We start from the raw sequence: 22,915 nt of genomic DNA on the forward strand, positions 1-22,915 counted from the left end.
GGACAGATACAACTATCTCTTGATCAATATTATGACCCAGTTGTGGGAGGTGAGGTTTAACGATGGAAAGGTTTCCCTATGAAAAACTTCCAGAAAGCGAACTCAAAGAGTTGAAAGAACTCGGAAGGCTCTGCCGTGGCGACATACTGAAAATGACCTACATAGCTAACTCAGGCCATCCTGGAGGATCCATGTCTTCGATCGATCTTTATCTTACCGTCTTCAAGTACGCAAAACTCAGACCCGTCGATGATCCTGCAAGAGACAGAATCGTGATCAGCCATGGACACACTTCTCCGGGTGTCTACGCAGCTATGGCTCGTTTGGGGTTTGTCGATCTCGATGAAGTCCTCGCAGGATTCAGACACCCCGCTTCCGTTTTTGAAGGACACGTGACCCGAGGTGTTGGGATCATCGACTGGACAACCGGAAACCTCGGTCAGGGTCTTTCAGCCGGACTCGGTTTTGCCCTCGCATCCAGGTTCACAGGAAAAGATTACCACGTCTTTGTTCTCATGAGTGACGCAGAACAGGCAAAAGGACAGGTGGCGGAGGCAAGAAGAGTGGCGAAAAAGTACGGTGTCACGAATCTCACAGTGATCATCGACTACAACGACGCCCAGATCAGTGGCCGTGCCAGAGACGTCATGCCCGTGAACATAAAGGAAAACTACTTAGCGGACGGCTGGAGGGTCATCGAGATCGATGGGCACGACTACGAACAGATCTATCTCGCACTGAAAGAAGCGGTAGAAGACGAACTGAATCCCGTTGCCATAATCGCCAAAACGGTCATGGGAAAAGGCGTATCTTTCATGGAAAACGAGGTGAAATACCACGGAAAGCCTTTGAACAGAGAAGAACTCGAAAAAGCCCTCGCGGAACTCGGAATTGAAAACGATGTTGATGTGTACATCGAAAAAAGAAAACAACTTCCAGTGGAAAAACACAAGAAAGTCTACAAAACTTACCCGATCAAGATCGACACGGGAGAGCCCATCACCTACACCTCACCCACTGACAACAGAAGCGCATTCGGAAAAGCTATTCTGGATCTGGTGAAGAAGAACGTAAACAATCCAGAAACCACACCCATCGTCGCTGTGGACTGCGACCTGAAGGGATCGGTCAAACTCGACCTGCTCGACAAAGAGTTCCCTGAGAGACTCCTGGAAGTGGGCGTTCAGGAACACAACGCTGCCGCTATGGCGGGGGCACTCTCCGCAGAGGGTGTGATCACGTTCTTCGCTGATTTTGGTGTTTTTGGAATTTCTGAAACCTACAACCAGCACAGGCTGAACGCCATCAATGGAACGAACCTCAAAGTCGTTGTCACACACTGCGGACTCAACGTGGGAGAGGACGGAAAAACTCATCACGGACTCGACTACGTTTCCGGGCCGATGAACTGGTACGGTTTCAAAGTGATCGTCCCTGGTGATCCCAACCAGACGGATAGAGTTGTCAGATACGCCGCGAAGGAATACGGGAACTTCGTAATCGCCATGGGAAGATCTAAGCTTCCCATCATCCTCGATGAAAACGGGAAACCTTTCTTCGGAGAGGGTTACACCTTCGAATATGGGAAGATCGATGTCGTTAGAAAAGGTGACGACGCGGTGATCATAACTTACGGTTCTACACTCTGTGAAGCCGTAAATGCCGCAGACGAACTCAAGAAAGAAGGAGTAAACGTAGCCGTTCTGAATGTCTCCTGTCCGGTGGATCTCGATATAGAGACCTTGAAGATGGTCGATGGAAAACCCGTTCTCGTTGTGGAGGATCACAACGTTTTCACAGGACTTGGAAGCTTCCTTGGAACCACCCTTCTTGAAAACGGCATCATCCCGAAGAAATACGTGAGAGTAGGTGTTCCAGAATTCGCCGTGTCCGGCAGTTACACGATGCTCTACAAACTCTACGGCCTGGATAAAGATGGAATAATTTCCAGACTCAGAGAGATGCTCTAAAAAATCGTTCATGATAAAATTCTACGAGGGGAGGAAATCCCCTCGTAGATTTTGTTGTGAGGAGGTGCTCAGATGATCGAAGTAGGTGATCTGAAGAAGGGTATGTTCATCATCTACGATGGAGAAATATACAGAGTCCTCGAGGCGAGCAAACACTTCATGGGAAGAGGAAGCGGACTCATCAGAACAAAACTCAAGAATGTAAAAACAGGATTCGTCAGGGAAGTGAATTTCCCAAGCGGTGAAAAGGTACAGGAAGCAGAGCTCTCTTTTAGAAAAGCCCAGTATCTTTACAGAGACGGAGATCACTATTATTTCATGACTCTCGATGACTACGAGCAGTATGCTCTCAGTGAAGAGGAAATAGGTGATGCAAAATACTACCTGGTCGAAAATATGGAAGTGGATCTTGTGTTTCACGAAGGAACACCTATAGGAATCGAGCTTCCAACCACTGTCGAACTGACAGTGGTAGAGACAGAACCATCCTTTAAAGGCGACACCGTTTCCGGGGGAGGAAAACCAGCGGTCCTTGAAACTGGGCTGAAGATCACTGTGCCATACTTTATCGAAGTTGGTGATAAAATAAAAGTTGATACGAGAACAGGGGAGTACGTTGGAAGAGCATAAAAGGGGGGATCTTTATGGCGGAAGAATACAAGAACATCGAAATATCCGACGGAGTGATAAAAGAAATCGCAATCAGAAGCATCGAAGAGTTTTTGGGAGATGTGAGCTCAAAGGTTATCAAGAAGATCAGAAAGAGCCTCGATGTTACCAGAAACCCCGATGACAGCCTTGTGATCGAGTTCAAAATCGATGTGCCCTACGGCGAACCGATTCCGGAATACGTTTCCAAACTCACTGAAAAAGTCAAACACGACGTCGAAATGATGACATCCATGAAAGTGGAATCCATCAACGTCACGGTGGAGAACGTTTTTGAGAAAGAAGAGGAGCTGGAAGAAGAACCAGAAGAAATCAAGGAGGATGAAGAAAAGAAAGAATAAATCTGGAAAGGAGATCCAGACATGAAAACACCGAGGCGAAGAATGAGGCTTGCTGTCTTCAAAGCCCTGTTTCAGCATGAATTCAGAAGAGACGAAGATCTTGAACAAATTCTCGAGGAAATTCTGGACGAAACCTACGATAAAAAGGCAAAGGAAGACGCCCGGCGCTACATAAGAGGTATAAAAGAGAACCTTTCCATGATAGACGATCTCATTTCCCGATACCTAGAAAAGTGGTCTCTGAACCGATTATCCGTTGTGGACAGAAACGTTCTGAGACTCGCCACTTATGAACTTCTCTTCGAAAAGGACATCCCCATAGAAGTGACCATCGATGAAGCCATAGAAATAGCCAAGAGATACGGCACGGAAAACAGTGGAAAATTCGTCAACGGAATACTGGACAGAATCGCCAAAGAACACGCTCCAAAAGAAAAATTCGAACTTTGAAGGTGATAATTTTGAAACCGATCAAAGAGATCGCCGATCAGTTGGAATTGAAAGATGACATTCTCTATCCTTACGGCCACTACATAGCGAAGATCGACCACAGATTCTTGAAAAGCCTTGAAAATCATGAAGATGGGAAACTGATCCTCGTAACGGCAGTTACCCCCACCCCTGCAGGTGAAGGAAAAACTACCACCAGCATAGGACTTTCCATGTCTCTGAACAGAATCGGTAAGAAATCGATAGTTACTCTGAGAGAGCCTTCCCTCGGCCCCACCCTTGGATTGAAAGGCGGTGCAACAGGAGGTGGCAGGTCGAGGGTTCTTCCTTCTGATGAGATAAACCTTCATTTCACCGGAGATATGCACGCCGTGGCCTCCGCCCACAATCTGCTGGCGGCCGTTCTGGACTCGCACATAAAACACGGCAACGAGCTCAAAATAGACATAACAAGAGTATTCTGGAAGCGAACCATGGACATGAACGACCGTGCTTTGAGAAGCATAGTGATCGGTCTTGGAGGCTCAGCGAACGGATTTCCAAGAGAGGACAGTTTCATCATCACGGCCGCTTCCGAAGTGATGGCCATTCTTGCTCTGTCCGAGAACATGAAGGACCTGAAAGAAAGACTTGGGAAAATAATCGTGGCGCTCGACGCTGACAGAAAAATCGTCAGGATCTCTGATCTTGGAATCCAGGGTGCCATGGCCGTTCTTTTGAAAGATGCCATAAATCCCAACCTCGTTCAGACAACCGAAGGAACTCCAGCGCTCATACATTGCGGACCTTTCGCCAACATCGCGCACGGCACCAATTCCATCATAGCGACGAAGATGGCCATGAAGCTCTCCGAATACACGGTCACGGAGGCGGGTTTTGGAGCAGACCTCGGTGCTGAGAAATTCATCGACTTTGTTTCCCGTGTTGGTGGTTTTTATCCGAACGCAGCCGTTCTGGTGGCCACAGTGCGAGCTTTGAAGTACCATGGTGGTGCAAACCTCAAAAACATCCACGAGGAAAACCTGGAAGCCCTCAAAGAAGGATTCAAAAATCTCAGGGTACACGTGGAAAACCTGAGGAAATTCAATCTGCCCGTCGTGGTAGCGCTGAACAGATTCAGCACGGACACAGAAAAGGAAATAGCCTACGTGGTGAAAGAGTGCGAAAAACTCGGTGTGAGGGTAGCAGTCAGTGAGGTTTTTAAAAAGGGCAGCGAAGGCGGTGTCGAACTCGCAAAAGCCGTAGCAGAAGCTGCGAAGGACGTAGAACCGGCTTACCTCTACGAGATGAACGATCCTGTGGAAAAGAAGATAGAGATTCTCGCAAAAGAAATCTACAGAGCGGGAAGAGTGGAGTTTTCCGATACTGCAAAAAATGCCCTCAAATTCATTAAAAAACACGGTTTTGATGAGCTTCCCGTGATCGTTGCCAAAACTCCAAAGTCCATTTCCCACGATCCGTCTCTCAGAGGTGCACCTGAAGGATACACGTTCGTTGTCAGCGACCTCTTCGTTTCCGCCGGGGCAGGCTTTGTTGTTGCGCTTTCAGGAGACATAAATCTGATGCCTGGTCTTCCAAAAAAACCAAATGCTTTGAACATGGACGTAGACGACAGCGGTAACATAGTAGGTGTTTCGTGAAGGAGGTCACACCGTGTGGATCGACTGTAAGACAATAGCTCGAAGTATCGAGGAAAGAACGAAAGAGAGAGTAGAAAAGCTCGGTTTCACTCCTAAACTGGTCAGCGTTGCGTGTACAGATGATCCATCGGCCCTTTCTTATCTGAAATCTCAGAGAAAAAAAGCTGAGAAACTCGGAATAGCCTTTGAAATAATGAACGTTTCTCCAGAGGAGATAGTTTCCACGCTGAAGAAACTCGGATCGGATGAAAGTGTAAACGGAGTTTTCGTTGCAAGGCCTTTTCCTCTGGGGCTCGACGAGAAAGAAATCCTTTCCTCAGTTCCCGTTGAAAAAGACGTCGAAGGTGTGAATCCTGCGAACCTCGGACTTCTTCTTTACGACGAAGAGATCTTTCCTCCATGCACGGCTGAAGCCGCTGTGAGAATACTCGAAAGAGAGACAAACCTCTCTGGAAAAAGAGTCACCGTTGTTGGAAGAAGTGTCACCGTGGGAAAGCCGCTCGCTCTGATGCTCTTGAAGAAAGGAAGGGACGCGACCGTCACGGTTTGTCACTCCAGAACGGTGAACCTCGAAGAGATAACAAAAAACAGCGACATCGTGGTGGTAGCCGTCGGTAGAGCACACTTTTTGAAGAAGAACATGGTAAAAGAAGGAGCGATCGTGATAGACGTGGGGATAAATTACGTAGACGGAAAACTCCAGGGAGATGTCGATCCATCGGTTGAAGAAATCGCCAGAGTGACTCCCGTTCCAGGGGGTGTGGGACAGGTAACGACCGCACTCCTGTTCGAACACGTTGTTAGAGCGGCGGAGAGACAAAGGAAATGAAGGATTACACCTATTCCGTTACAGAGATAAACGAGTACATAAAAGACCTGATAGAAGGAGATCCTTACCTCACCAACGTGAGTGTTTACGGTGAGATCTCTGGTGTTCGCCCCAGGAAGGGGCATATTTTTTTCTCCTTAGTTGAGGAAAACGCTAGGCTGGAGTGTGTGATATTCGGCGGAGACAACATGGGAATTCGCCTTCAGGAGGGCAGAATGGCCCTTGTTGAGGGAAGTGTCAGCGTTTACATTCCTCATGGAACCTACAGATTCATCTGCTCGAACGTTCGATATCTGGATCAAGCTGGCATGTATCAGATAAAGTTCGAAACCACCCTGAAGAAGCTCCTTGAGGAAGGTCTCCTCTCCAGACCAAAGAAAACCGTTCCCAGATTTCCCAGAAAAATCGGCATCATCACCTCTCGAGACTCCGCCGCCCTGCAGGATGTGATAAGAACTGCCAGAGAAAGAAAGGCCCCAATCGAAATCTATGTCTTCCACACCTCCGTTCAAGGTGACTCTGCAAGAGAAGAGCTCATAAAAGCTTTGCGAAAAGCGAACGAATACGATCTCGATCTTGTTATGATTGTGAGAGGCGGTGGTTCCAAGGAGGACCTCTGGGTCTTCAACGAAGAAGACGTGATCCGTGAGATCCTCAGGCTTCGACATCCTGTTGTAACGGGGATAGGACACGAGATAGACCGTGTGATAGCGGATTTCGTGGCAGATGTATCGATGCACACCCCAACGGGTGCCGCCGAGTATGTGATACCAGACGCGAGTGAAATACACGAAGACCTTGATTCATTCTTCGAAAAGTTGATAACTTCCCTGTCAAACAGATTCGATATGGAAGAGAGAAGATTGGAAACTCTTTATTTTCGCCTCAGAATGATCGGCCGGAGAAAACTCGAGCTAAACGAATTTAAAATAGAAAGGGTCAAAGAATTGGCCGCAAAGTTGAGAAAGAAACTCATGGATTATTTTGAACACAATCAAAAGAAACTCGACAGTCTCGGCAGAATGCTCGAAAGTTTGAACCCGTTGAGACCTCTCGAAAGAGGGTTCGTCCTGGTGAAAAAAGATGAAAAGATCGTCAAAGAATCTACCGATCTGAAACGAGGAGATGTAGTGTCACTCGTTTTCAAGGATGGAACGAAGAAAGCGCAGGTGATAGGGTGAATTTCGAGGAGATGATGAAAGAACTGGAGGAAATCGTAAACAGACTGGAAAACGAAGATCTTCCTCTCGAAGAATCCATCAAACTCTTCGAACGCGGAGTGGAACTTTACAGAAAGTGCAAAGAGATCCTTCAGCAAAACAGACTGAAGATCATAGACGTGATGAAAGAGCTGGAAGGTGAGATAGATGCTTCTGGACGAGATCAAGAGAATGAGCTACGATGAGCTGAAAAGACTGGCAGAAGACATCCGAAAAAGGATCACAGAAGTTGTCTTGAAGAACGGGGGGCACCTCGCATCGAATCTCGGAACAATAGAATTGACACTTGCCCTCTACAGGGTCTTCGACCCGAGGGAAGATGCTATTATCTGGGACACTGGCCACCAGGCTTACACACACAAAATTCTCACCGGTCGTGACGATCTGTTTCACACGATAAGAACCTTCGGCGGTCTCAGCGGTTTTGTGACGAGAAGAGAGTCTCCACTCGACTGGTTCGGGACGGGCCACGCCGGAACTTCCATAGCCGCGGGCCTTGGTTTCGAAAAAGCATTCGAGCTGCTCGGAGAGAAAAGGCACGTTGTGGTCGTCATCGGTGATGGTGCACTCACCTCCGGAATGGCACTCGAAGCACTGAACCAGCTGAAGAATCTCAACTCAAAGATGAAGATCATACTGAACGACAACGGCATGTCCATCTCACCAAACGTAGGAGGGCTCGCCTATCACCTCTCAAAATTGAGAACCAGTCCAATCTACCTGAAAGGAAAAAAAGTCCTGAAGAAAGTCCTCGAAAAAACAGAGATCGGATTCGAAGTCGAGGAAGAGATGAAGTATCTGAGAGACAGTCTCAAAGGAATGATACAGGGAACCAACTTTTTTGAATCCCTCGGTTTGAAATACTTCGGTCCTTTCGACGGTCACAACATAGAGCTACTGGAGAAAGTTTTCAAGCGGATCAGAGACTACGATTATTCATCGGTCGTCCACGTGGTAACCAAAAAAGGAAAAGGGTTCACCGCCGCGGAAGAAAATCCCACGAAGTACCACAGCGCTTCACCATCTGGAAAACCGAAAATGCTCTCCTACAGTGAGCTGCTGGGACACACCCTCTCAAGAGTAGCGAGAGAAGACAAAAAAATCGTCGCCATAACGGCTGCGATGGCCGACGGAACAGGACTTTCCATATTCCAGAAAGAACATCCCGATCGCTTCTTCGATCTCGGGATAACGGAACAGACCTGCGTAACCTTTGGAGCCGCTCTCGGTCTTCACGGAATGAAGCCTGTGGTCGCCATATACTCTACCTTCTTACAGAGAGCGTACGATCAGATCATTCACGATGTGGCTTTGCAGAACGCTCCCGTTCTCTTTGCGATCGACAGATCCGGTGTGGTGGGAGAAGACGGTCCCACCCATCACGGCCTGTTCGACATAAATTATCTGCTTCCTGTCCCGAACATGAAGATCATCTCTCCGTCTTCTCCTGAGGAGTTCGTGAATTCACTGTACACCGTTCTAAAGCACCTCGATGGCCCTGTTGCCATTCGATACCCCAAAGAGTCCTTCTACGGTGAAGTCGAATCCCTCCTGGAGAACATGAAAGAGATCGACCTTGGCTGGAAGATATTGAAGAGAGGAAGGGAAGCCGCGATAATAGCGACCGGTACCATTTTGAACGAAGTTTTGAAGATACCGCTGGATGTAACTGTGGTTAATGCTCTCACGGTGAAACCGCTGGACACAGCTGTTCTGAAAGAAATCGCCAGGGATCACGATCTCATTATCACCGTTGAAGAGGCCATGAAAATCGGTGGTTTTGGATCTTTCGTTGCTCAGAGACTTCAAGAAATGGGATGGCAGGGAAAGATCGTTAATTTAGGTGTCGAAGATCTTTTCGTTCCTCATGGGGGTAGAAAAGAACTTCTTAGCATGCTGGGGCTGGATTCGGAGGGGCTCACCAAAACTGTGCTAACATATATTAAGGCCAGAAGTAGGGAGGGGAAAGTATGAGGATCATGCTGGAAAACGGGGAACTCGAAATTACACTCAACGCACTGAAAAAAATCGTGTACTTTGCGACTCTGGAGAGCTATGGAACGGTAGGGCTGGGAGATTCTCGTTCCTTCTTTGAGAGAATCTTTGGAGGAGACAGAGGCATTAAGATCGAAGAACTGGAAGATTCTTCCCTCAACGTTGATGTGTACATCGAGGTGGAATACGGAGTGAACATCAGAGAAGTCGCCAAGAACATTGCGGACAACGTTGCTCACAAGCTGAAAACCCTCGCTGGGTGTGAAAAGCTGAACATAACAGTCCATGTGGTAGGTATCAGGTGAAACGGAGGTAGAGACCTTGGAAAAAGATCACAGGCAGATTTCTCAAAATCATCATAAAGAAGGCAACTGAAAATCTATTAAAACACAGAGATGAAATAAACGCCCTGAACGTGTTTCCCGTTCCAGACGGAGACACGGGGTCCAACATGTGTTCCACCATGCTGGAGGCGTGCAAGTACATAGACAACGTTAAAAGCGACGATCTCATTGAGGTGTGGAAAGCCGTAAAAGAAGGCGCACTGATGGGAGCCCGGGGAAACTCCGGGGTGATACTGTCCCAGATTCTGAGGGGAATGGCGGACGCTTCTCCTAGAGAGTACATCACACCAGCGGATTTCGTAAAAATGATCTCAAACGCCAGAAAAGTCGCTTACAGCGCCGTCATGAGACCCGTTGAAGGAACGATGTTAACGGTCGTGAGGGTTCTGGATGAACGGCTACAAGGCAAGAATTTTGAAACTTTCGAGGAACTCTTCGACTGGATTGTCGAAATAGCGAGAGACACTGTGAACAGAACTCCACACATGCTTCAAAAACTCAGAGAAGCCGGTGTAGTGGATGCCGGTGCAAAGGGCCTCTATTATATATTCGAAGGCATGAGGGACGCCGTAAAGGGAAACATACAGGTTAATCTGGAAGAGGTGGAACAGGCTTCCGTTGAAGAGCTCCAGAGAATGGCCTTTGAAGAGATAACGAACCGCTACTGCACGGAAGTGGCCGTCAGGAGGAACCAGGTGGTTGAAAAAAGCGAACTCGAAGCTTTCCTCAACGAGATCGGTGACTCTGTTGTCCTCGTCGAGCAGGATGACCTGATAAAACTGCATGTTCACACGAATCATCCGGGTCAGGTACTGGAAAAAGTCATCGAATTCGGAGAAATAGTAAAGGTGAAAATAGACAACATGAAGCTTCAACACGAGCATGTGATTTCTACACAGCCCACAAAGGAAATCGGGGTTGTCGCTGTTTCCCCTGGAAAGGGTATCTCAGATATACTGAAGAGCCTCGGAGTGGACGTGATAGTGCCCGGCGGTCAGACTATGAATCCCAGCTTTGCCGATCTGAAAGCAGCCGTGGAACAGACACATGCCAAGAATGTCTTTTTGTTCCCAAACAACGCAAACGTCCTTCTCACAGCAAAACAAATAGCGGAAGCGTTCGACGATAGAAGAGTGATCGTTGTTCCAACTTCCTTCGTTCAAGAGTGTGTGGCTGCCATGGTGGAGTACGATCCCGACGCGGAACCTGAAGACCTTCTAAAGAGGTTTGAAGAAGCCATCTCCCAGTGTGTTCCCATCTCCGTTACAAGGGCAGTGAGAGATTCCAGGTACGGAAACAGACGAATAAGGAAAGGCGAGTATCTGCTGTTTGTCAGAAAGGAACTCGTGTCTCACGGGTTCAGCCTCGTGAAGGTCTTGAAAGAAGCTCTGGAAAAGGAAAACGCACACGAAAAAGAGATACTGACGGTTTTTCTGGGAGATAACTACAGAAAACCAGAACTTGAAAAGATTCAAAAACTCATAGGAGAAGAATTCCCAAATCTCGATCTTGAAATCTACGAAGGAGGACAGCCTCACTATCCTTATTTGATGCTTTTACAATGAGAGGTGGAAATATAAAGGCAATCGTTTATCTCCCGCTGGATCCAGAAAAAGCGAAACAGAATAATCTTCCAGTGAAACTCCCTGTCCTCGCTGAAGATCTCCCGAAGGTACTGGAAGAAGATAGGATACCCCTCGATGTCATATTGAGGGGTCTGGAAGCCCAGTACGAGATCACAAAGGATGAATACTACAGATCCTATTATGTGTTCTTCCTCTACGAGAAATTCAAACAGCTCCTGCGCGAAGGAAAGCTCGACGAAGCCGAGAAAATTCTGGAAAAAGCCAAGGAAGTTCAGTACGACTACCGCTATCATTTCTACCGTGGACTTCTCCTGAAACACAGAGGAGAGCTTGGAGAAGCAGAAATCGAAATGAGGCTCGCCATTTCGATGAACGACCGTTTCGCACCAGCATATTTTGAACTTGCCGGTATACTCAAAGAGAAAAACGAGATCGAAGACAGTCTTCTCTTCTACGAAAAAGCCTACGAAGTCAACAAAGAGTTTCTCTTACCACTCCTCAAGAAAGGAGATCTCCTTCTGGAAGAAGGAAGGCTCGAAGAAGCGATCGAAGAATACAGGAGAATCCTCGAGAAAGACTCCAATTTTGTCGAAGTCTACGAAAGACTGGGAGTTATCTACAATCAGCTCCAACGATTCAAAGAAGCAGAGAAGTTCTTCAAAAAGGCTCTGGAAATAGAACGAAAAGATCATGTGGAGTACAATCTCTCTTACACTCTCATAAAACTCGGAAAACTCTTCGAAGCTCTCGAAATCCTAAAGAGACTTTATGAAAAAAACCCCGATGATCCCATGGTAGCCAACGAATACGGACTCCTTCTCAAGACACTCGGGCTGTACGAAGAAGCCCTCGAGGTCTTTGAGGATGCTTACCGCAGGCATAAAGAAGAGGAGATTCTGAAGTACAACTACGGAACGATCCTGCTTCACTTTGAGAAGGAGAAAGCCGTATCCATCCTCTCGGAAATCTCTGGTGAGCTGAAAGATAGAGCCGAGTTCATGATCTCACTCGCAGAAAAGGATGTGGTGATCCCCTCTTACGAGGAATTCGAATGGCTGAAAGATTACTTTTTCGAGGGCACCATCGATGTTGTTGCCCTTTCGGAAGAAATCGATTCAGAAGACGAGGATGCGAAAAGACGAATAGAGAGACTCAGAGAAGGGGAATTTCCGTTTTACGATACAACACTGGACTCTTCAGAAATGCTCGAAGTGATCCTCGGTATCATGTTCGAATCCCCCGATATCTTCAAAATGGAAGAAAACGCCGTGAAATTCGTCTCCGCGTTCTACGGTAGCTCTGTGATGATCGCCTCCACAATCGTTTTGACGAGAACTTTCCAGTATTTTCTCGCTGAAGAAGAACCTACCATGGAGGAACTTTTGAGAGAACTGGTCGCGGAGACCCAGGATGTGAACTGGAAATTTTCTCTGAGGCTCGCCAGATTCAGGCACGCAGACAGGTTTGATTTCAACAGACTCTCGGATCTTGTTATCGCGTTTCTACAATCCATAGAGCAGGGAACACCTGTATCAGATGACGAAAGGTTAAAATATCTACTGGAGAAACTGACTTTTCAGAAGGAGGGATAGAGATGTTCGATAAACAGGAGTTCGTATCGAAACTCGTCACAGAAGAAAAAGCAAAGATTGTTCTCCTCGTAATGGATGGTCTTGGGGACATTCCCGTGAACGGAAAAACACCTCTTCAGGCTGCGAACACTCCGAATCTGGACAATCTGGCAAAAGAAAGTGATCTCGGACAGACGATACCCGTTCTTCCCGGAATCACCCCGGGAAGCGGACCAGGACACCTTTCGCTCTTCGGATACGATCCCATAAAGTACCAGATTGGAAGAGGGATCCTCGAAGCTCTCGGTATAGGTGTTGAAGTGGGAGAAAAAGACGTCGTTGCAAGGGCGAATTTCGCCACCTGGGATGGAAAAGTGGTCCTCGACAGAAGAGCCGGAAGGCCTGCCACAGAAGAATCCGCCAAGGTGGTTCAGCTGCTCTCGGAAAAGATAAAGAAGATCGAAGACGTTGAGATCACTTTTTATCCTGGAAAAGAACACAGGTTCGTCGTGAAATTCACGGGGGAAGGACTCGGAGATAAAGTGACGGACGCAGATCCCCAAAAAGAAGGACATCCCATGGTTTGGGCTGAAGGTCTGGACGAACCTTCGAAAAAGACGGCAAGGATCGTCAACGAACTGATCAAAAAGATAGCGGAAGTCCTGAAAGACAACCCGAAGATAAACTTCGCTCTCATCAGAGGCTTCTCCAAATACCCGGATCTTCCGAAATTCCCTCAAGTTTACAAGATGAAAGCGGGAGCCATAGCAACGTACCCGATGTACAGGGGACTTGCAAAACTCGTGGGAATGGAAATAATAGAAACGGGCCAAACTGTAGCAGATGAGATAAAAACGCTGAAGGAAAAATGGAACGACTACGACTTCTTCTACGTCCACGTGAAGAAAACCGACTCTTACGGTGAAGATGGAAAATTCGAAGAAAAGGTGAAGGTGATAGAAGAAGTCGATGCAATCATTCCAGAGATAGTCTCTCTGAATCCCGACGTTCTTGTGATCACAGGTGATCACTCCACTCCCGTTCCGCTGAAAGCGCACAGCTGGCATCCCGTACCTCTTCTCATCTGGTCCAAATATACAAGAAGAGGTCTCTCTCAGGCTTTCAACGAGTTCGAATGTGCGAGGGGCACACTCGGAACGATCCATGCGAGCGACGTCATGACCCTGGCGCTCGCGTACGCCGGAAAGCTGGAAAAATTCGGAGCATGATACTCGTTTTCTTCTCCCTGTGTCTTGGGGCGCTGATCGGCGCCCTTTTTCGTTTTCCGTGGTACATGCTTTTTCTACTGGCAGCTATTTTCTGGAAAAGAAACAAAGATATCTCTGTGGTGATATTTTTCACTCTTCTGAGCGCTTCCCTCTACCAGATTGGAACCCTTCCCGCTGGAAACTACGAACTGGTAGGATATGCGGAAAGGGGAAGGTTGAAACAGGTGAAAGTGTTTCAAGAAGAGTGGAAGAGGATACACCCTGTGAGAATAGAAACCTCAGAAGAGGGATACGTCTACGCAATCGGATACTTCGATGGAAAGGCCTTTCATCCTTCGTACTTAAAAAAAGTCGAAAAGCCTTCCCTCAAGACCCTGAAAGAGTCTTTCTCCGGAATGGCGAACGGAACAGTTCTTTCCGTACTTTTCGGAGAGAAAAACGGAGATATTTACAGAAGTGGTCTGGGACACTTCTTTGCAGTTTCAGGACTGCACGTGGGAATAGCTTTCTCACTCTACACAACGCTGTTGTCTTTCCTGACATGGAGAAGAACTTACCAGGAACTTACCGCGCTTTTGTTACTTGTTCCCTACGTGATCGCAGTGGGCACGCCTTCTGTGATCAGGGCTTACCTGACTATTTTTCTCTGGGTCGCGTTCAAAATCTTCGGTTTCAGGACGACTCCCCTTCATACAACGGCAACGGTGGGATCCTTTATGATGATCGTGGATCCCACCGTTGTTTTCACTCCCTCTTTCCTGTTGTCCTTCTTTGTCACCCTTTGCATACTGGAGTCAAAAAACATTTTCGAATTGACAGTGAAGGCTTATCTGTCGGCTCTACCGTTTCTCTGCCTTTTCTTTGGAGGAACCAATATGTCGGCTCTGGTTCTCTCCATTCCTGTATCCCTTCTCATGATACCAGTAACGTGGCTCGCTCACCTTTCGTTTCTTCTTTTCCTCCTGGGTCTCAAAACATCCGCTCTGATCGCAGCAAAGATAACGAACATCGTATCGCTTCCTCTGAACGGGTTCATAAAACTGGCGAATCTGCTCCCTGAAGTTCCTCTTCCACAGTATCTTTACTTCATTTTGATCTTTTTTCCTCTTCTTTTTCTTTCGCCTGACATTCGGGACATATTCCGTAAAATTTCAGGTCGTGCCATTTTATAACGTAACCCGTTTTTTTAGAGATGTCTGATATTATCTTATTCACCTGTTCCGAGTTTATCTCCACGATCCTCCCGCATTTCTGGCAAATCACGTGCTGATGCGATTCCCTGTTAGATCGATCGGCCAGCTCGTACCTGTAAAGCCCTTCTCCGAAGTTCAGCTTTCTCAAAAATCCAAGCTCCACAAGAAGTTCCACCGACCTATAAACCGTGGCTTTGCTTATTCGAACGTTCCTGTTCAGAAGTTCCCGATAAACCTCTTCTACTCCCAGATGCCTTCCTCGAGACTCCAGGAAGATCTTGAGAATCATTTCCCTCTGTGCCGTGATTCTGTATTTTCTCTTCTTCAATTCGTTTCGAAGTTCTTCGTACATCTGAGCACCTCCTTCTGCTTCACAGGTTCATGATCGGTTTTATGTCTATTTTCCATCCTGTGAGCTTTGCAGCGAGTCTCGCGTTCTGCCCTCCTTTTCCTATGGCGAGGGAAAGCTGTGTCGGAGGAACTAGAACGCGTGCGGCCTTGTTCTCTTTGTCGAGTATCTCCACTTCTATGACGGTAGCCGGCGCAAGGGCGTTCGCTATGAGCTGTTTGGGATCGTCCGACCACTTCAGAACGTCGAGTTTTTCACCCTTGAGCTCCTTCAGTATGGCGGCTATCCTCGATCCTCCTTCACCGATGCAGGCACCTATGGGATCCACGTTCGGATCGTTCGATGCAACTGCCACCTTTGTTCGAACACCGGGTTCTCTGGCGATAGCCTTTATTTCCACGATTCCATTCTCCACTTCCGGAATTTCGAGTTTCATCAGGCCAATTACGAACTCCGGTACTCTCCTGCTCACGAGTATCTTCGGCCCCTTGGTTGTTTTAACCACATCGATGATGTAGACCTTCACCAGATCACCGGCTTTGATTTCCTCACCGGGGATCCACTCTTTCTTTGGAAGCCTTGTCTCGAGCTTTCCTATTCTGATGTCTGCCCACTCGCCCATGACTCTTATGACTTCAGCGGTTGTAACCGTTCCTTTGAGTTCGGAATACTTCTCGAACTGTTTCTCCTTCTCGAGTTCTCTGATTCTCTGAATGAGAACCTGCTTCGCCGTCTGCGCGGCTATTCTTCCAAAATTCTTAACGTTCAGTTCCTTCTTCACAATAGACCCAACTTCCGCGAGGGGGTCGATCTTTTTCGCCTCCTCGAGAGATATCTGTGTTGCTGGATCTTCCACTTCTTCCACAACTTCGAGGAGCTGATACACTTTTATGTTTCCCGTGTTCCTATCTATAACAACCTCCACGTTCTTGGAATTTCCAAAGTTCTTCCTGTAAGCGCTCACCAGTGCTTTTTCAAGGATAGGAATGACCTCTTCTTTGGAAATTCCTTTTTCTTCCTCCAGCTGGTCGAGGGCTTCCAGCAAGCCTATGTTCATAATGCCACCTCCTTAAAATTCCACTTCCAGATTCGCTCTCTTCACATCATCGATGTTTATTTCGTATTTCCTCTTCTCGTCCGAGATCGTGATCGTTCCGTCGACAAAGGATTCGATTCTTCCTATGAAGGTCTTTCCATCCTTTGTTACTATTTTTGCGAGCTTTCCGGTGAAACGAACGTAATCTCTCGGACCCCTCAACGGTCTGTCGAGTCCCGGCGAAGAGACTTCGAGTGTGTAGGAGTGTTCTATGAAGTCTTCACGATCGAGGAATCGTTCCATCTCCCTCGAAAAGAGCTCACAGTCCCTCACACTCACATAACCCACGGGATTGTCTATGATGATTCTGAGGACCCATCCTCTGCTCTCACGTCTGTATTGAACATCGAATATTTCCAGCCCTTGCTCTTCTGCTATCCTTTCCGCTTCTTTTCTTACCTTCTCGAGGATCATTTCTTCAAACATGCTCTCACCCACCCCGTATGATGAATGAAAAACCGGGACCTGAAAAGTCCCGGTCTTTCTCTGGCGGAGAGGGTGGGATTTGAACCCACGGGTGGCTTTTGGCCACCACACGCTCTCCAGGCGTGCGCCTTAGACCCCTCGGCCACCTCTCCTCTCCACACCAGAAAAATATTATACACTCAATCGTTTCCTTGTTCAAGTTTTCATTTTTCTTCCTTCTTTTTCATTCTGAAATATTTCCATACCCCCACGGCGAAAACGAAAAGTGCAAAGATGGAAAGGATCTTTGTTATCATTGATTTCTCACCTCACATTTATTATTTTACTATCTCACGGAAAGGACTTTCAATATTGACGGAGATTGTCTTTTCCGTAATTGATATTCATAAACACGAAAATAATATGTGGATTTCATCCTTTACAAAACTGAAAATAACAGTGAAAAAACACTTCATATAAATCATTTCAAATAATCCTATAATTATGCTATCAAGAACAAAGAGGAGGGTTCATCATGAAAGAGAAAGTCGTTCTTGCATACAGTGGTGGTCTCGATACTTCCGTCATTTTGAAGTGGCTCTGCGAAAAGGGCTTCGACGTGATAGCTTACGTTGCAAACGTTGGACAGAAGGACGATTTCGTTGCAATAAAAGAAAAGGCCTTGAAAACAGGCGCTTCAAAAGTCTACGTGGAAGACCTCAGAAGGGAATTCGTCACAGATTACATATTCACCGCACTCCTTGGAAACGCCATGTACGAAGGAAGGTACCTTCTTGGAACCGCTATCGCAAGACCTCTCATAGCCAAAAGACAGGTGGAGATAGCCGAGAAAGAAGGAGCACAGTACGTTGCGCACGGTGCGACCGGGAAAGGAAACGACCAGGTGAGGTTCGAGCTCACCTACGCCGCTTTGAATCCAAATCTCAAAGTTATCTCACCCTGGAAAGACCCTGAATTTCTCGCCAAATTCAAGGGCAGAACAGATCTCATAAACTACGCCATGGAGAAAGGGATTCCAATCAAAGTCTCCAAAAAAAGACCCTACAGCGAAGACGAAAACCTCATGCACATTTCCCACGAAGCGGGCAAACTGGAGGATCCCGCACACATACCTGACGAAGACGTGTTCACATGGACAGTCTCCCCAAAGGACGCTCCGGATGAAGAAACCTTGCTCGAGATCCATTTCGAAAACGGCATTCCGGTGAAAGTTGTGAACCTCAAAGATGGAACAGAAAAGACAGATCCCCTCGAACTCTTCGAATATCTGAACGAAGTAGGTGCGAAAAATGGAGTGGGAAGACTCGACATGGTCGAAAACAGATTCATAGGTATAAAATCAAGAGGGGTGTACGAAACTCCGGGCGCGACGATCCTGTGGATCGCACACAGAGATCTCGAAGGAATCACCATGGACAAAGAAGTCATGCACCTGAGAGACATGCTCGCTCCGAAGTTCGCGGAGCTCATATACAACGGTTTCTGGTTTTCTCCAGAAATGGAGTTCCTCCTCGCAGCGTTCAGAAAAGCACAGGAGAACGTGACCGGAAAGGTGACGGTATCCATATACAAAGGAAACGTCATGCCCGTTGCGAGGTATTCACCGTATTCACTGTACAATCCGGAACTTTCGAGCATGGACGTCGAAGGAGGATTCGATGCCACTGACTCGAAGGGCTTCATCAACATTCACGCCCTGAGGTTGAAGGTCCACCAGCTCGTGAAAAAGGGGTATCAGAGATGAGTGAAAAACTCTGGGAGAAAGGCTACAAAGTCAACGAAGAAGTAGAAAAATTCACTGTCGGAGACGATTACATAACGGACATGAAGATCATAGAATACGACATAAAGGCCTCCATAGTACACTCCAGGATGCTACACAAAATAGGCCTTCTGAGCGCGGAAGAACAAAAGAAAAAGAAGAAGCGCTCAGTGAACTCCTCAATCTTGTAAAAGAGGGAAAGTTCCAGATAAAACCGGAGGAGGAAGACTGCCACACCGCCATCGAGAACTTTCTCGTGAAAAAACTTGGAGAGATCGGAAAAAAGATCCACACCGCTCGCTCAAGGAACGATCAGGTCTTAACCGCGCTGAGACTCATGTACAAGGAAGAATTGAAAGAGATAGAAAACCTCATTAGAGAACTTCAAAAAAGCCTGGAAAGATTCATAGAAAAGTTCGGTGACGTGAAATTTCCAGGATACACCCACACCAGAAAAGCGATGCCAACCGATTTTGCAACGTGGGCAGGAGCGCTGAAAGACGCCCTCGAAGACGATCTGAAACTTCTCAAAACGGCTTACGAAATCGTAGATCAATCGCCTCTGGGGACGGGAGCTGGCTACGGTGTTCCCATCGACATAGACAGAGAGTTTACAGCGAAGGAACTCGGATTCTCGAAGGTCCAGTGGAATCCCATCTACACCCAGAACAGCAGGGGAAAGTTCGAATATCTGATTCTTCACACGCTCTCTCAGATATCTTACGATCTGAACCGGTTCGCCTCCGATATCATATTCTTTTCTCTTCCAGAGATAGGTTATCTCAAACTGCCAAAAGAGCTCTGCACGGGAAGTTCCATCATGCCACACAAGATAAATCCGGATCCACTGGAACTCGTAAGGGCCCATCACCACACGATAGTTTCGAAGATGCTGATGGCAGTCACTCTGCCGTCAAATCTCATCTTCGGTTACCACAGAGACTTCCAGCTTTTGAAGAAGCCGGTGATAGAGGCTTTCGAAGTTGTTAAGAATATCGTAAGAATAATGAAAATAATTTTTGACCATCTTGAAGTTGATAAAGAAAGATCTGAGTCTAGTATTACTGAGGAAGTACTGGCCACACACAGAGTCTATGAACTGGTGAAACAAGGAGTACCGTTCCGCGACGCTTACAGGATGGTAGCGGAAAAGTACGGGAGGGAAAAAGATTGATCAGAGCTGGAATAATAGGTGCGACAGGTTACACAGGACTGGAGCTCGTCAGACTTTTGAAAAACCACCCCGAAGCGAAGATAACCTATCTGTCCTCGAGGACCTACGCCGGAAAGAAACTTGAAGAAATCTTCCCTTCGACACTGGAGAACAGTATTCTCAGCGAGTTCGATCCAGAGAAGGTCTCAAAAAACTGCGATGTTCTTTTCACGGCGCTTCCAGCCGGTGCGAGTTACGATCTCGTCAGGGAGCTCAAAGGTGTGAAGATAATAGATCTTGGCGCGGATTTTCGTTTCGACGACCCGGGAGTGTACAGAGAGTGGTACGGAAAAGAGTTGTCGGGATACGAGAACATAAAAAGAGTTTACGGACTTCCAGAACTCCATCGTGAGGAGATAAAGAATGCTCAGGTGGTGGGAAATCCCGGATGTTATCCAACGAGCGTCATCCTCGCTCTCGCTCCCGCACTGAAACACAATCTTGTGGATCCGGAAACGATACTGGTCGACGCGAAATCTGGAGTTTCCGGGGCGGGAAGAAAAGAGAAGGTAGATTATCTCTTCTCCGAGGTGAACGAAAGTCTCAGACCGTACAACGTGGCAAAACACAGACACGTTCCTGAAATGGAGCAGGAACTCGGGAAGATCTCGGGGAAGAAAGTGAACGTGGTGTTCACACCTCATCTCGTTCCTATGACGCGTGGAATCCTCTCGACGATATACGTAAAAACAGACAAATCCCTCGAAGAGATACACGAAGCGTACCTCGAATTCTACAAGAATGAACCGTTCGTTCATGTTCTTCCCATGGGAATTTATCCTTCGACGAAGTGGTGCTATGGATCCAACCACGTCTTCATCGGTATGCAGATGGAAGAAAGAACAAACACGCTCATACTGATGAGCGCAATAGACAACCTCGTGAAGGGGGCGTCGGGACAGGCAGTTCAGAACATGAACATCATGTTCGGTCTGGACGAGACGAAGGGACTCGAATTCACTCCAATATATCCGTGAAAGGGGTTGGAAAAGAGTGTTCACTCCCAGGGGTTTCAAGTTCGCAGGAGTACACTGCAAGATAAAGAGAAAAAGAAAAGACCTAGGAATCATTTTCTCTGAAGTTCCGTGCGTTGCCGCGGGAGTCTTCACCACCAACGTTGTCAAAGCAGCACCGGTGATTTACGACATGGAGATCCTGAAAAAGAATCCAAACGGTATCAAAGCGGTCGTTGTGAACAGCGGTGTGGCCAACGCATGTACCGGTGAACAGGGAATGATCAACGCAAGGAGGATGGCAGAAAAAACGGCTGAAGAGCTCGGTGTTCCCGTTGAAAGTGTCCTCGTTTCCTCCACAGGGGTAATAGGGGTTCAGCTTCCCATGGATAAGGTGGAAAACGGCATAGAAGAAGCGGCGAGGGTGCTTTCAAACGATCCTCTTCCGTTTGCCGAGGCGATCATGACAACCGACACAAAGGTGAAGATGCACAGCACCAAGGTGATGATCGATGGAAAAGAAATCACCGTTCTGGGAATCGCCAAGGGATCCGGCATGATCCACCCCAACATGGCAACCATGCTCTCGTTCATAACGACAGACGCAAAAATTTCTGAAGAAGCCCTGAAAAAACTCTTAAAGCTCTCAGTCGATGATTCCTACAACATGATAGACGTCGATGGAGACACGAGCACGAACGACATGGTGATCGTTCTCGCAAACGGTCTTGCGGGCAACACAACGATCCAGCCCGAAACGGATGGTTTCTGGAAACTCTACGAAGCCGTTCACGAGGTGAATCAGGTTCTCGCGGAGAAGATAGTGGAAGACGGTGAGGGAGCAACGAAAGTCATGGAAGTCCATGTAATCAACGCCCCCGATATAAAGTCAGCGAGACTGATCGCCAGATCGATCGTTTCCTCAAACCTTGTGAAGACAGCCATATATGGGGAGGACGCGAACTGGGGAAGGGTCATCGCCGCGGCGGGGTACTCCGGTGCAACCTTTGATCCTGAGAAACTCGACCTGTTCTTCGAAAGCGAGGCGGGAAGGATAAAGGTGGCGGAAAACGGGCAGGGAGTATCTTTCGACGAGGAAGAAGCGAAGAAGATTCTCAGCGAAAAGAAGATAAGAATAATCCTCGACATGAAACAGGGAAAAGAGACCGCAAAAGCGTGGGGATGTGATCTCACGGAGAAGTACGTTGAGATAAACGGGAGGTACAGAACATGAGGATCGACACGGTCAACGTTCTCCTCGAAGCCCTTCCATACATAAAGGAATTCTATGGGAAAACCTTCGTCATAAAGTTCGGCGGCAGTGCGATGAAGCAGGAGAACGCAAAGAAAGCCTTCATCCAGGATATAATTCTCCTGAAGTACACTGGAATAAAACCGATCATCGTTCACGGTGGAGGGCCTGCCATCTCCCAGATGATGAAGGACCTCGGTATAGAACCTGTTTTCAAGAACGGGCACAGGGTGACCGACGAGAAAACCATGGAGATCGTTGAGATGGTCCTCGTTGGAAAGATCAACAAAGAAATCGTGATGAACCTGAACCTGCACGGTGGACGGGCCGTTGGAATCTGCGGAAAAGATTCAAAACTCATAGTGGCAGAAAAGGAGACGAAACACGGAGACATAGGTTACGTTGGAAAAGTGAAGAAGGTCAATCCAGAAATTCTTCATGCACTGATAGAAAACGATTATATCCCGGTGATTGCCCCTGTGGGAATAGGAGAAGACGGTCACTCCTACAACATAAACGCCGATACCGCAGCTGCAGAGATAGCGAAAAGCCTGATGGCAGAGAAGCTCATCCTCCTCACGGACGTGGACGGTGTTCTGAAGGATGGCAAACTCATCTCCACTTTGACACCGGACGAGGCAGAGGAACTGATCAGAGACGGCACAGTGACGGGGGGAATGATTCCGAAGGTTGAATGCGCCGTGTCTGCAGTGAGGGGGGGAGTGGGAGCCGTTCACATCATAAACGGGGGATTGGAACACGCGATCCTGCTGGAGATATTCAGCAGGAAGGGTATCGGAACCATGATAAAAGAACTGGAGGGGTAA

Annotated in this window: 22 protein-coding genes, 1 tRNA gene and 1 pseudogene; 20 read left to right on the forward strand and 4 right to left on the reverse strand. The window is 47.5% G+C overall.

Going from position 1 to position 22,915, the window contains the following annotated elements:
• Positions 1 to 62: 62 nt before the first annotated feature.
• The 14 genes from TM_RS08970 to TM_RS09035 all read left to right on the forward strand — a co-directional run bounded on the left by TM_RS08970 (position 63) and on the right by TM_RS09035 (position 15,016).
• Positions 63 to 1,970: a transketolase gene (locus TM_RS08970; protein ID WP_004082308.1), complete on the forward strand. Its 1,908-nt coding sequence runs from the start codon at positions 63 to 65 to the stop codon at positions 1,968 to 1,970.
• Positions 1,971 to 2,042: 72 nt separating this feature from the next.
• Complete coding sequence (gene efp, locus TM_RS08975) at positions 2,043 to 2,600, forward strand: elongation factor P (protein ID WP_004082309.1); 558 nt, start codon at positions 2,043 to 2,045, stop codon at positions 2,598 to 2,600.
• Between the two features lie 14 nt (positions 2,601 to 2,614).
• The gene (locus TM_RS08980; RefSeq protein WP_004082310.1) at positions 2,615 to 2,980 is read left to right on the forward strand and encodes an Asp23/Gls24 family envelope stress response protein; all 366 of its coding nucleotides are present in this window, start codon (positions 2,615 to 2,617) and stop codon (positions 2,978 to 2,980) included.
• A 21-nt stretch (positions 2,981 to 3,001) separates the two neighbouring features.
• Positions 3,002 to 3,430, forward strand: coding sequence for a transcription antitermination factor NusB (gene nusB, locus TM_RS08985; protein ID WP_004082311.1), 429 nt, complete (start codon positions 3,002 to 3,004; stop codon positions 3,428 to 3,430).
• 11 nt (positions 3,431 to 3,441) lie between these two features.
• The gene (locus tag TM_RS08990) at positions 3,442 to 5,070 is read left to right on the forward strand and encodes a formate--tetrahydrofolate ligase (RefSeq protein WP_010865397.1); all 1,629 of its coding nucleotides are present in this window, start codon (positions 3,442 to 3,444) and stop codon (positions 5,068 to 5,070) included.
• A gap of 13 nt (positions 5,071 to 5,083) precedes the next feature.
• Entirely contained in the window at positions 5,084 to 5,899 is an 816-nt protein-coding gene (locus TM_RS08995) for a bifunctional 5,10-methylenetetrahydrofolate dehydrogenase/5,10-methenyltetrahydrofolate cyclohydrolase (RefSeq protein ID WP_004082313.1), read from the forward strand.
• Positions 5,896 to 7,080, forward strand: coding sequence for an exodeoxyribonuclease VII large subunit (gene xseA, locus TM_RS09000; protein ID WP_004082314.1), 1,185 nt, complete (start codon positions 5,896 to 5,898; stop codon positions 7,078 to 7,080). Before TM_RS08995 ends, xseA begins: the two co-directional genes overlap by 4 nt.
• The gene (locus tag TM_RS09005) at positions 7,077 to 7,304 is read left to right on the forward strand and encodes an exodeoxyribonuclease VII small subunit (protein ID WP_008194462.1); all 228 of its coding nucleotides are present in this window, start codon (positions 7,077 to 7,079) and stop codon (positions 7,302 to 7,304) included. The genes xseA and TM_RS09005 overlap by 4 nt, the downstream gene beginning before the upstream one ends.
• On the forward strand, positions 7,267 to 9,093 hold the full coding sequence (gene dxs, locus TM_RS09010; protein WP_004082316.1) for a 1-deoxy-D-xylulose-5-phosphate synthase: 1,827 nt from the start codon (positions 7,267 to 7,269) through the stop codon (positions 9,091 to 9,093). The genes TM_RS09005 and dxs overlap by 38 nt, the downstream gene beginning before the upstream one ends.
• Entirely contained in the window at positions 9,090 to 9,419 is a 330-nt protein-coding gene (locus tag TM_RS09015; protein WP_004082317.1) for an Asp23/Gls24 family envelope stress response protein, read from the forward strand. Before dxs ends, TM_RS09015 begins: the two co-directional genes overlap by 4 nt.
• Positions 9,420 to 9,469: 50 nt before the next feature.
• A complete protein-coding gene (locus TM_RS09020) occupies positions 9,470 to 11,023 on the forward strand; it encodes a DAK2 domain-containing protein (RefSeq protein WP_425277051.1) in 1,554 nt (517 codons plus the stop codon).
• Positions 11,020 to 12,636: a tetratricopeptide repeat protein gene (locus TM_RS09025; protein ID WP_004082319.1), complete on the forward strand. Its 1,617-nt coding sequence runs from the start codon at positions 11,020 to 11,022 to the stop codon at positions 12,634 to 12,636. Before TM_RS09020 ends, TM_RS09025 begins: the two co-directional genes overlap by 4 nt.
• Positions 12,637 to 12,638: 2 nt before the next feature.
• Positions 12,639 to 13,844, forward strand: coding sequence for a 2,3-bisphosphoglycerate-independent phosphoglycerate mutase (locus tag TM_RS09030; protein WP_004082320.1), 1,206 nt, complete (start codon positions 12,639 to 12,641; stop codon positions 13,842 to 13,844).
• Entirely contained in the window at positions 13,841 to 15,016 is a 1,176-nt protein-coding gene (locus TM_RS09035) for a ComEC/Rec2 family competence protein (RefSeq protein WP_004082321.1), read from the forward strand. Before TM_RS09030 ends, TM_RS09035 begins: the two co-directional genes overlap by 4 nt.
• On the opposite strand, the gene TM_RS09040 is transcribed toward TM_RS09035, so the two are convergent.
• The 4 genes from TM_RS09040 to TM_RS09055 form a co-directional block, all read right to left on the reverse strand.
• On the reverse strand, positions 14,931 to 15,389 hold the full coding sequence (locus TM_RS09040) for a Fur family transcriptional regulator (RefSeq protein WP_004082322.1): 459 nt from the start codon (positions 15,387 to 15,389) through the stop codon (positions 14,931 to 14,933). The two genes, TM_RS09035 and TM_RS09040, sit on opposite strands and share 86 nt — an antisense overlap.
• A 19-nt stretch (positions 15,390 to 15,408) precedes the next feature.
• Positions 15,409 to 16,443, reverse strand: a complete 1,035-nt coding sequence (gene nusA / locus TM_RS09045) for a transcription termination factor NusA (RefSeq protein WP_004082323.1) — start codon at positions 16,441 to 16,443, stop codon at positions 15,409 to 15,411.
• Between the two features lie 12 nt (positions 16,444 to 16,455).
• Positions 16,456 to 16,908 carry a ribosome maturation factor RimP gene (gene rimP, locus TM_RS09050; protein WP_004082324.1) on the reverse strand — a complete coding sequence of 151 codons (453 nt, stop codon included), beginning with the start codon at positions 16,906 to 16,908 and terminating at the stop codon, positions 16,456 to 16,458.
• 61 nt (positions 16,909 to 16,969) lie between these two features.
• Positions 16,970 to 17,060, reverse strand: a tRNA-Ser gene (locus TM_RS09055).
• A gap of 362 nt (positions 17,061 to 17,422) precedes the next feature.
• Between TM_RS09055 and TM_RS09060 the strand changes: the two genes are divergently transcribed.
• The 6 genes and pseudogenes from TM_RS09060 (at position 17,423) to argB (ending at position 22,915) form a co-directional block, all read left to right on the forward strand.
• Positions 17,423 to 18,652: an argininosuccinate synthase gene (locus TM_RS09060; protein ID WP_004082326.1), complete on the forward strand. Its 1,230-nt coding sequence runs from the start codon at positions 17,423 to 17,425 to the stop codon at positions 18,650 to 18,652.
• Positions 18,649 to 18,861, forward strand: coding sequence for a hypothetical protein (locus tag TM_RS09730; protein WP_244261687.1), 213 nt, complete (start codon positions 18,649 to 18,651; stop codon positions 18,859 to 18,861). Before TM_RS09060 ends, TM_RS09730 begins: the two co-directional genes overlap by 4 nt.
• Positions 18,862 to 18,866: 5 nt before the next feature.
• Positions 18,867 to 19,844 (forward strand): annotated as a pseudogene (locus TM_RS09065) (lyase family protein); the annotation flags it as partial.
• Positions 19,841 to 20,860, forward strand: a complete 1,020-nt coding sequence (gene argC / locus TM_RS09070; protein WP_004082328.1) for an N-acetyl-gamma-glutamyl-phosphate reductase — start codon at positions 19,841 to 19,843, stop codon at positions 20,858 to 20,860. The pseudogene TM_RS09065 and the gene argC, both read left to right, overlap by 4 nt.
• 16 nt (positions 20,861 to 20,876) lie before the next feature.
• Positions 20,877 to 22,070 carry a bifunctional glutamate N-acetyltransferase/amino-acid acetyltransferase ArgJ gene (argJ, locus tag TM_RS09075; RefSeq protein ID WP_004082329.1) on the forward strand — a complete coding sequence of 398 codons (1,194 nt, stop codon included), beginning with the start codon at positions 20,877 to 20,879 and terminating at the stop codon, positions 22,068 to 22,070.
• A complete protein-coding gene (gene argB / locus TM_RS09080; RefSeq protein WP_004082330.1) occupies positions 22,067 to 22,915 on the forward strand; it encodes an acetylglutamate kinase in 849 nt (282 codons plus the stop codon). Before argJ ends, argB begins: the two co-directional genes overlap by 4 nt.

Origin of the sequence: Thermotoga maritima MSB8 (genome assembly GCF_000008545.1) — a bacterium.
Lineage (GTDB): Bacteria > Thermotogota > Thermotogae > Thermotogales > Thermotogaceae > Thermotoga > Thermotoga maritima.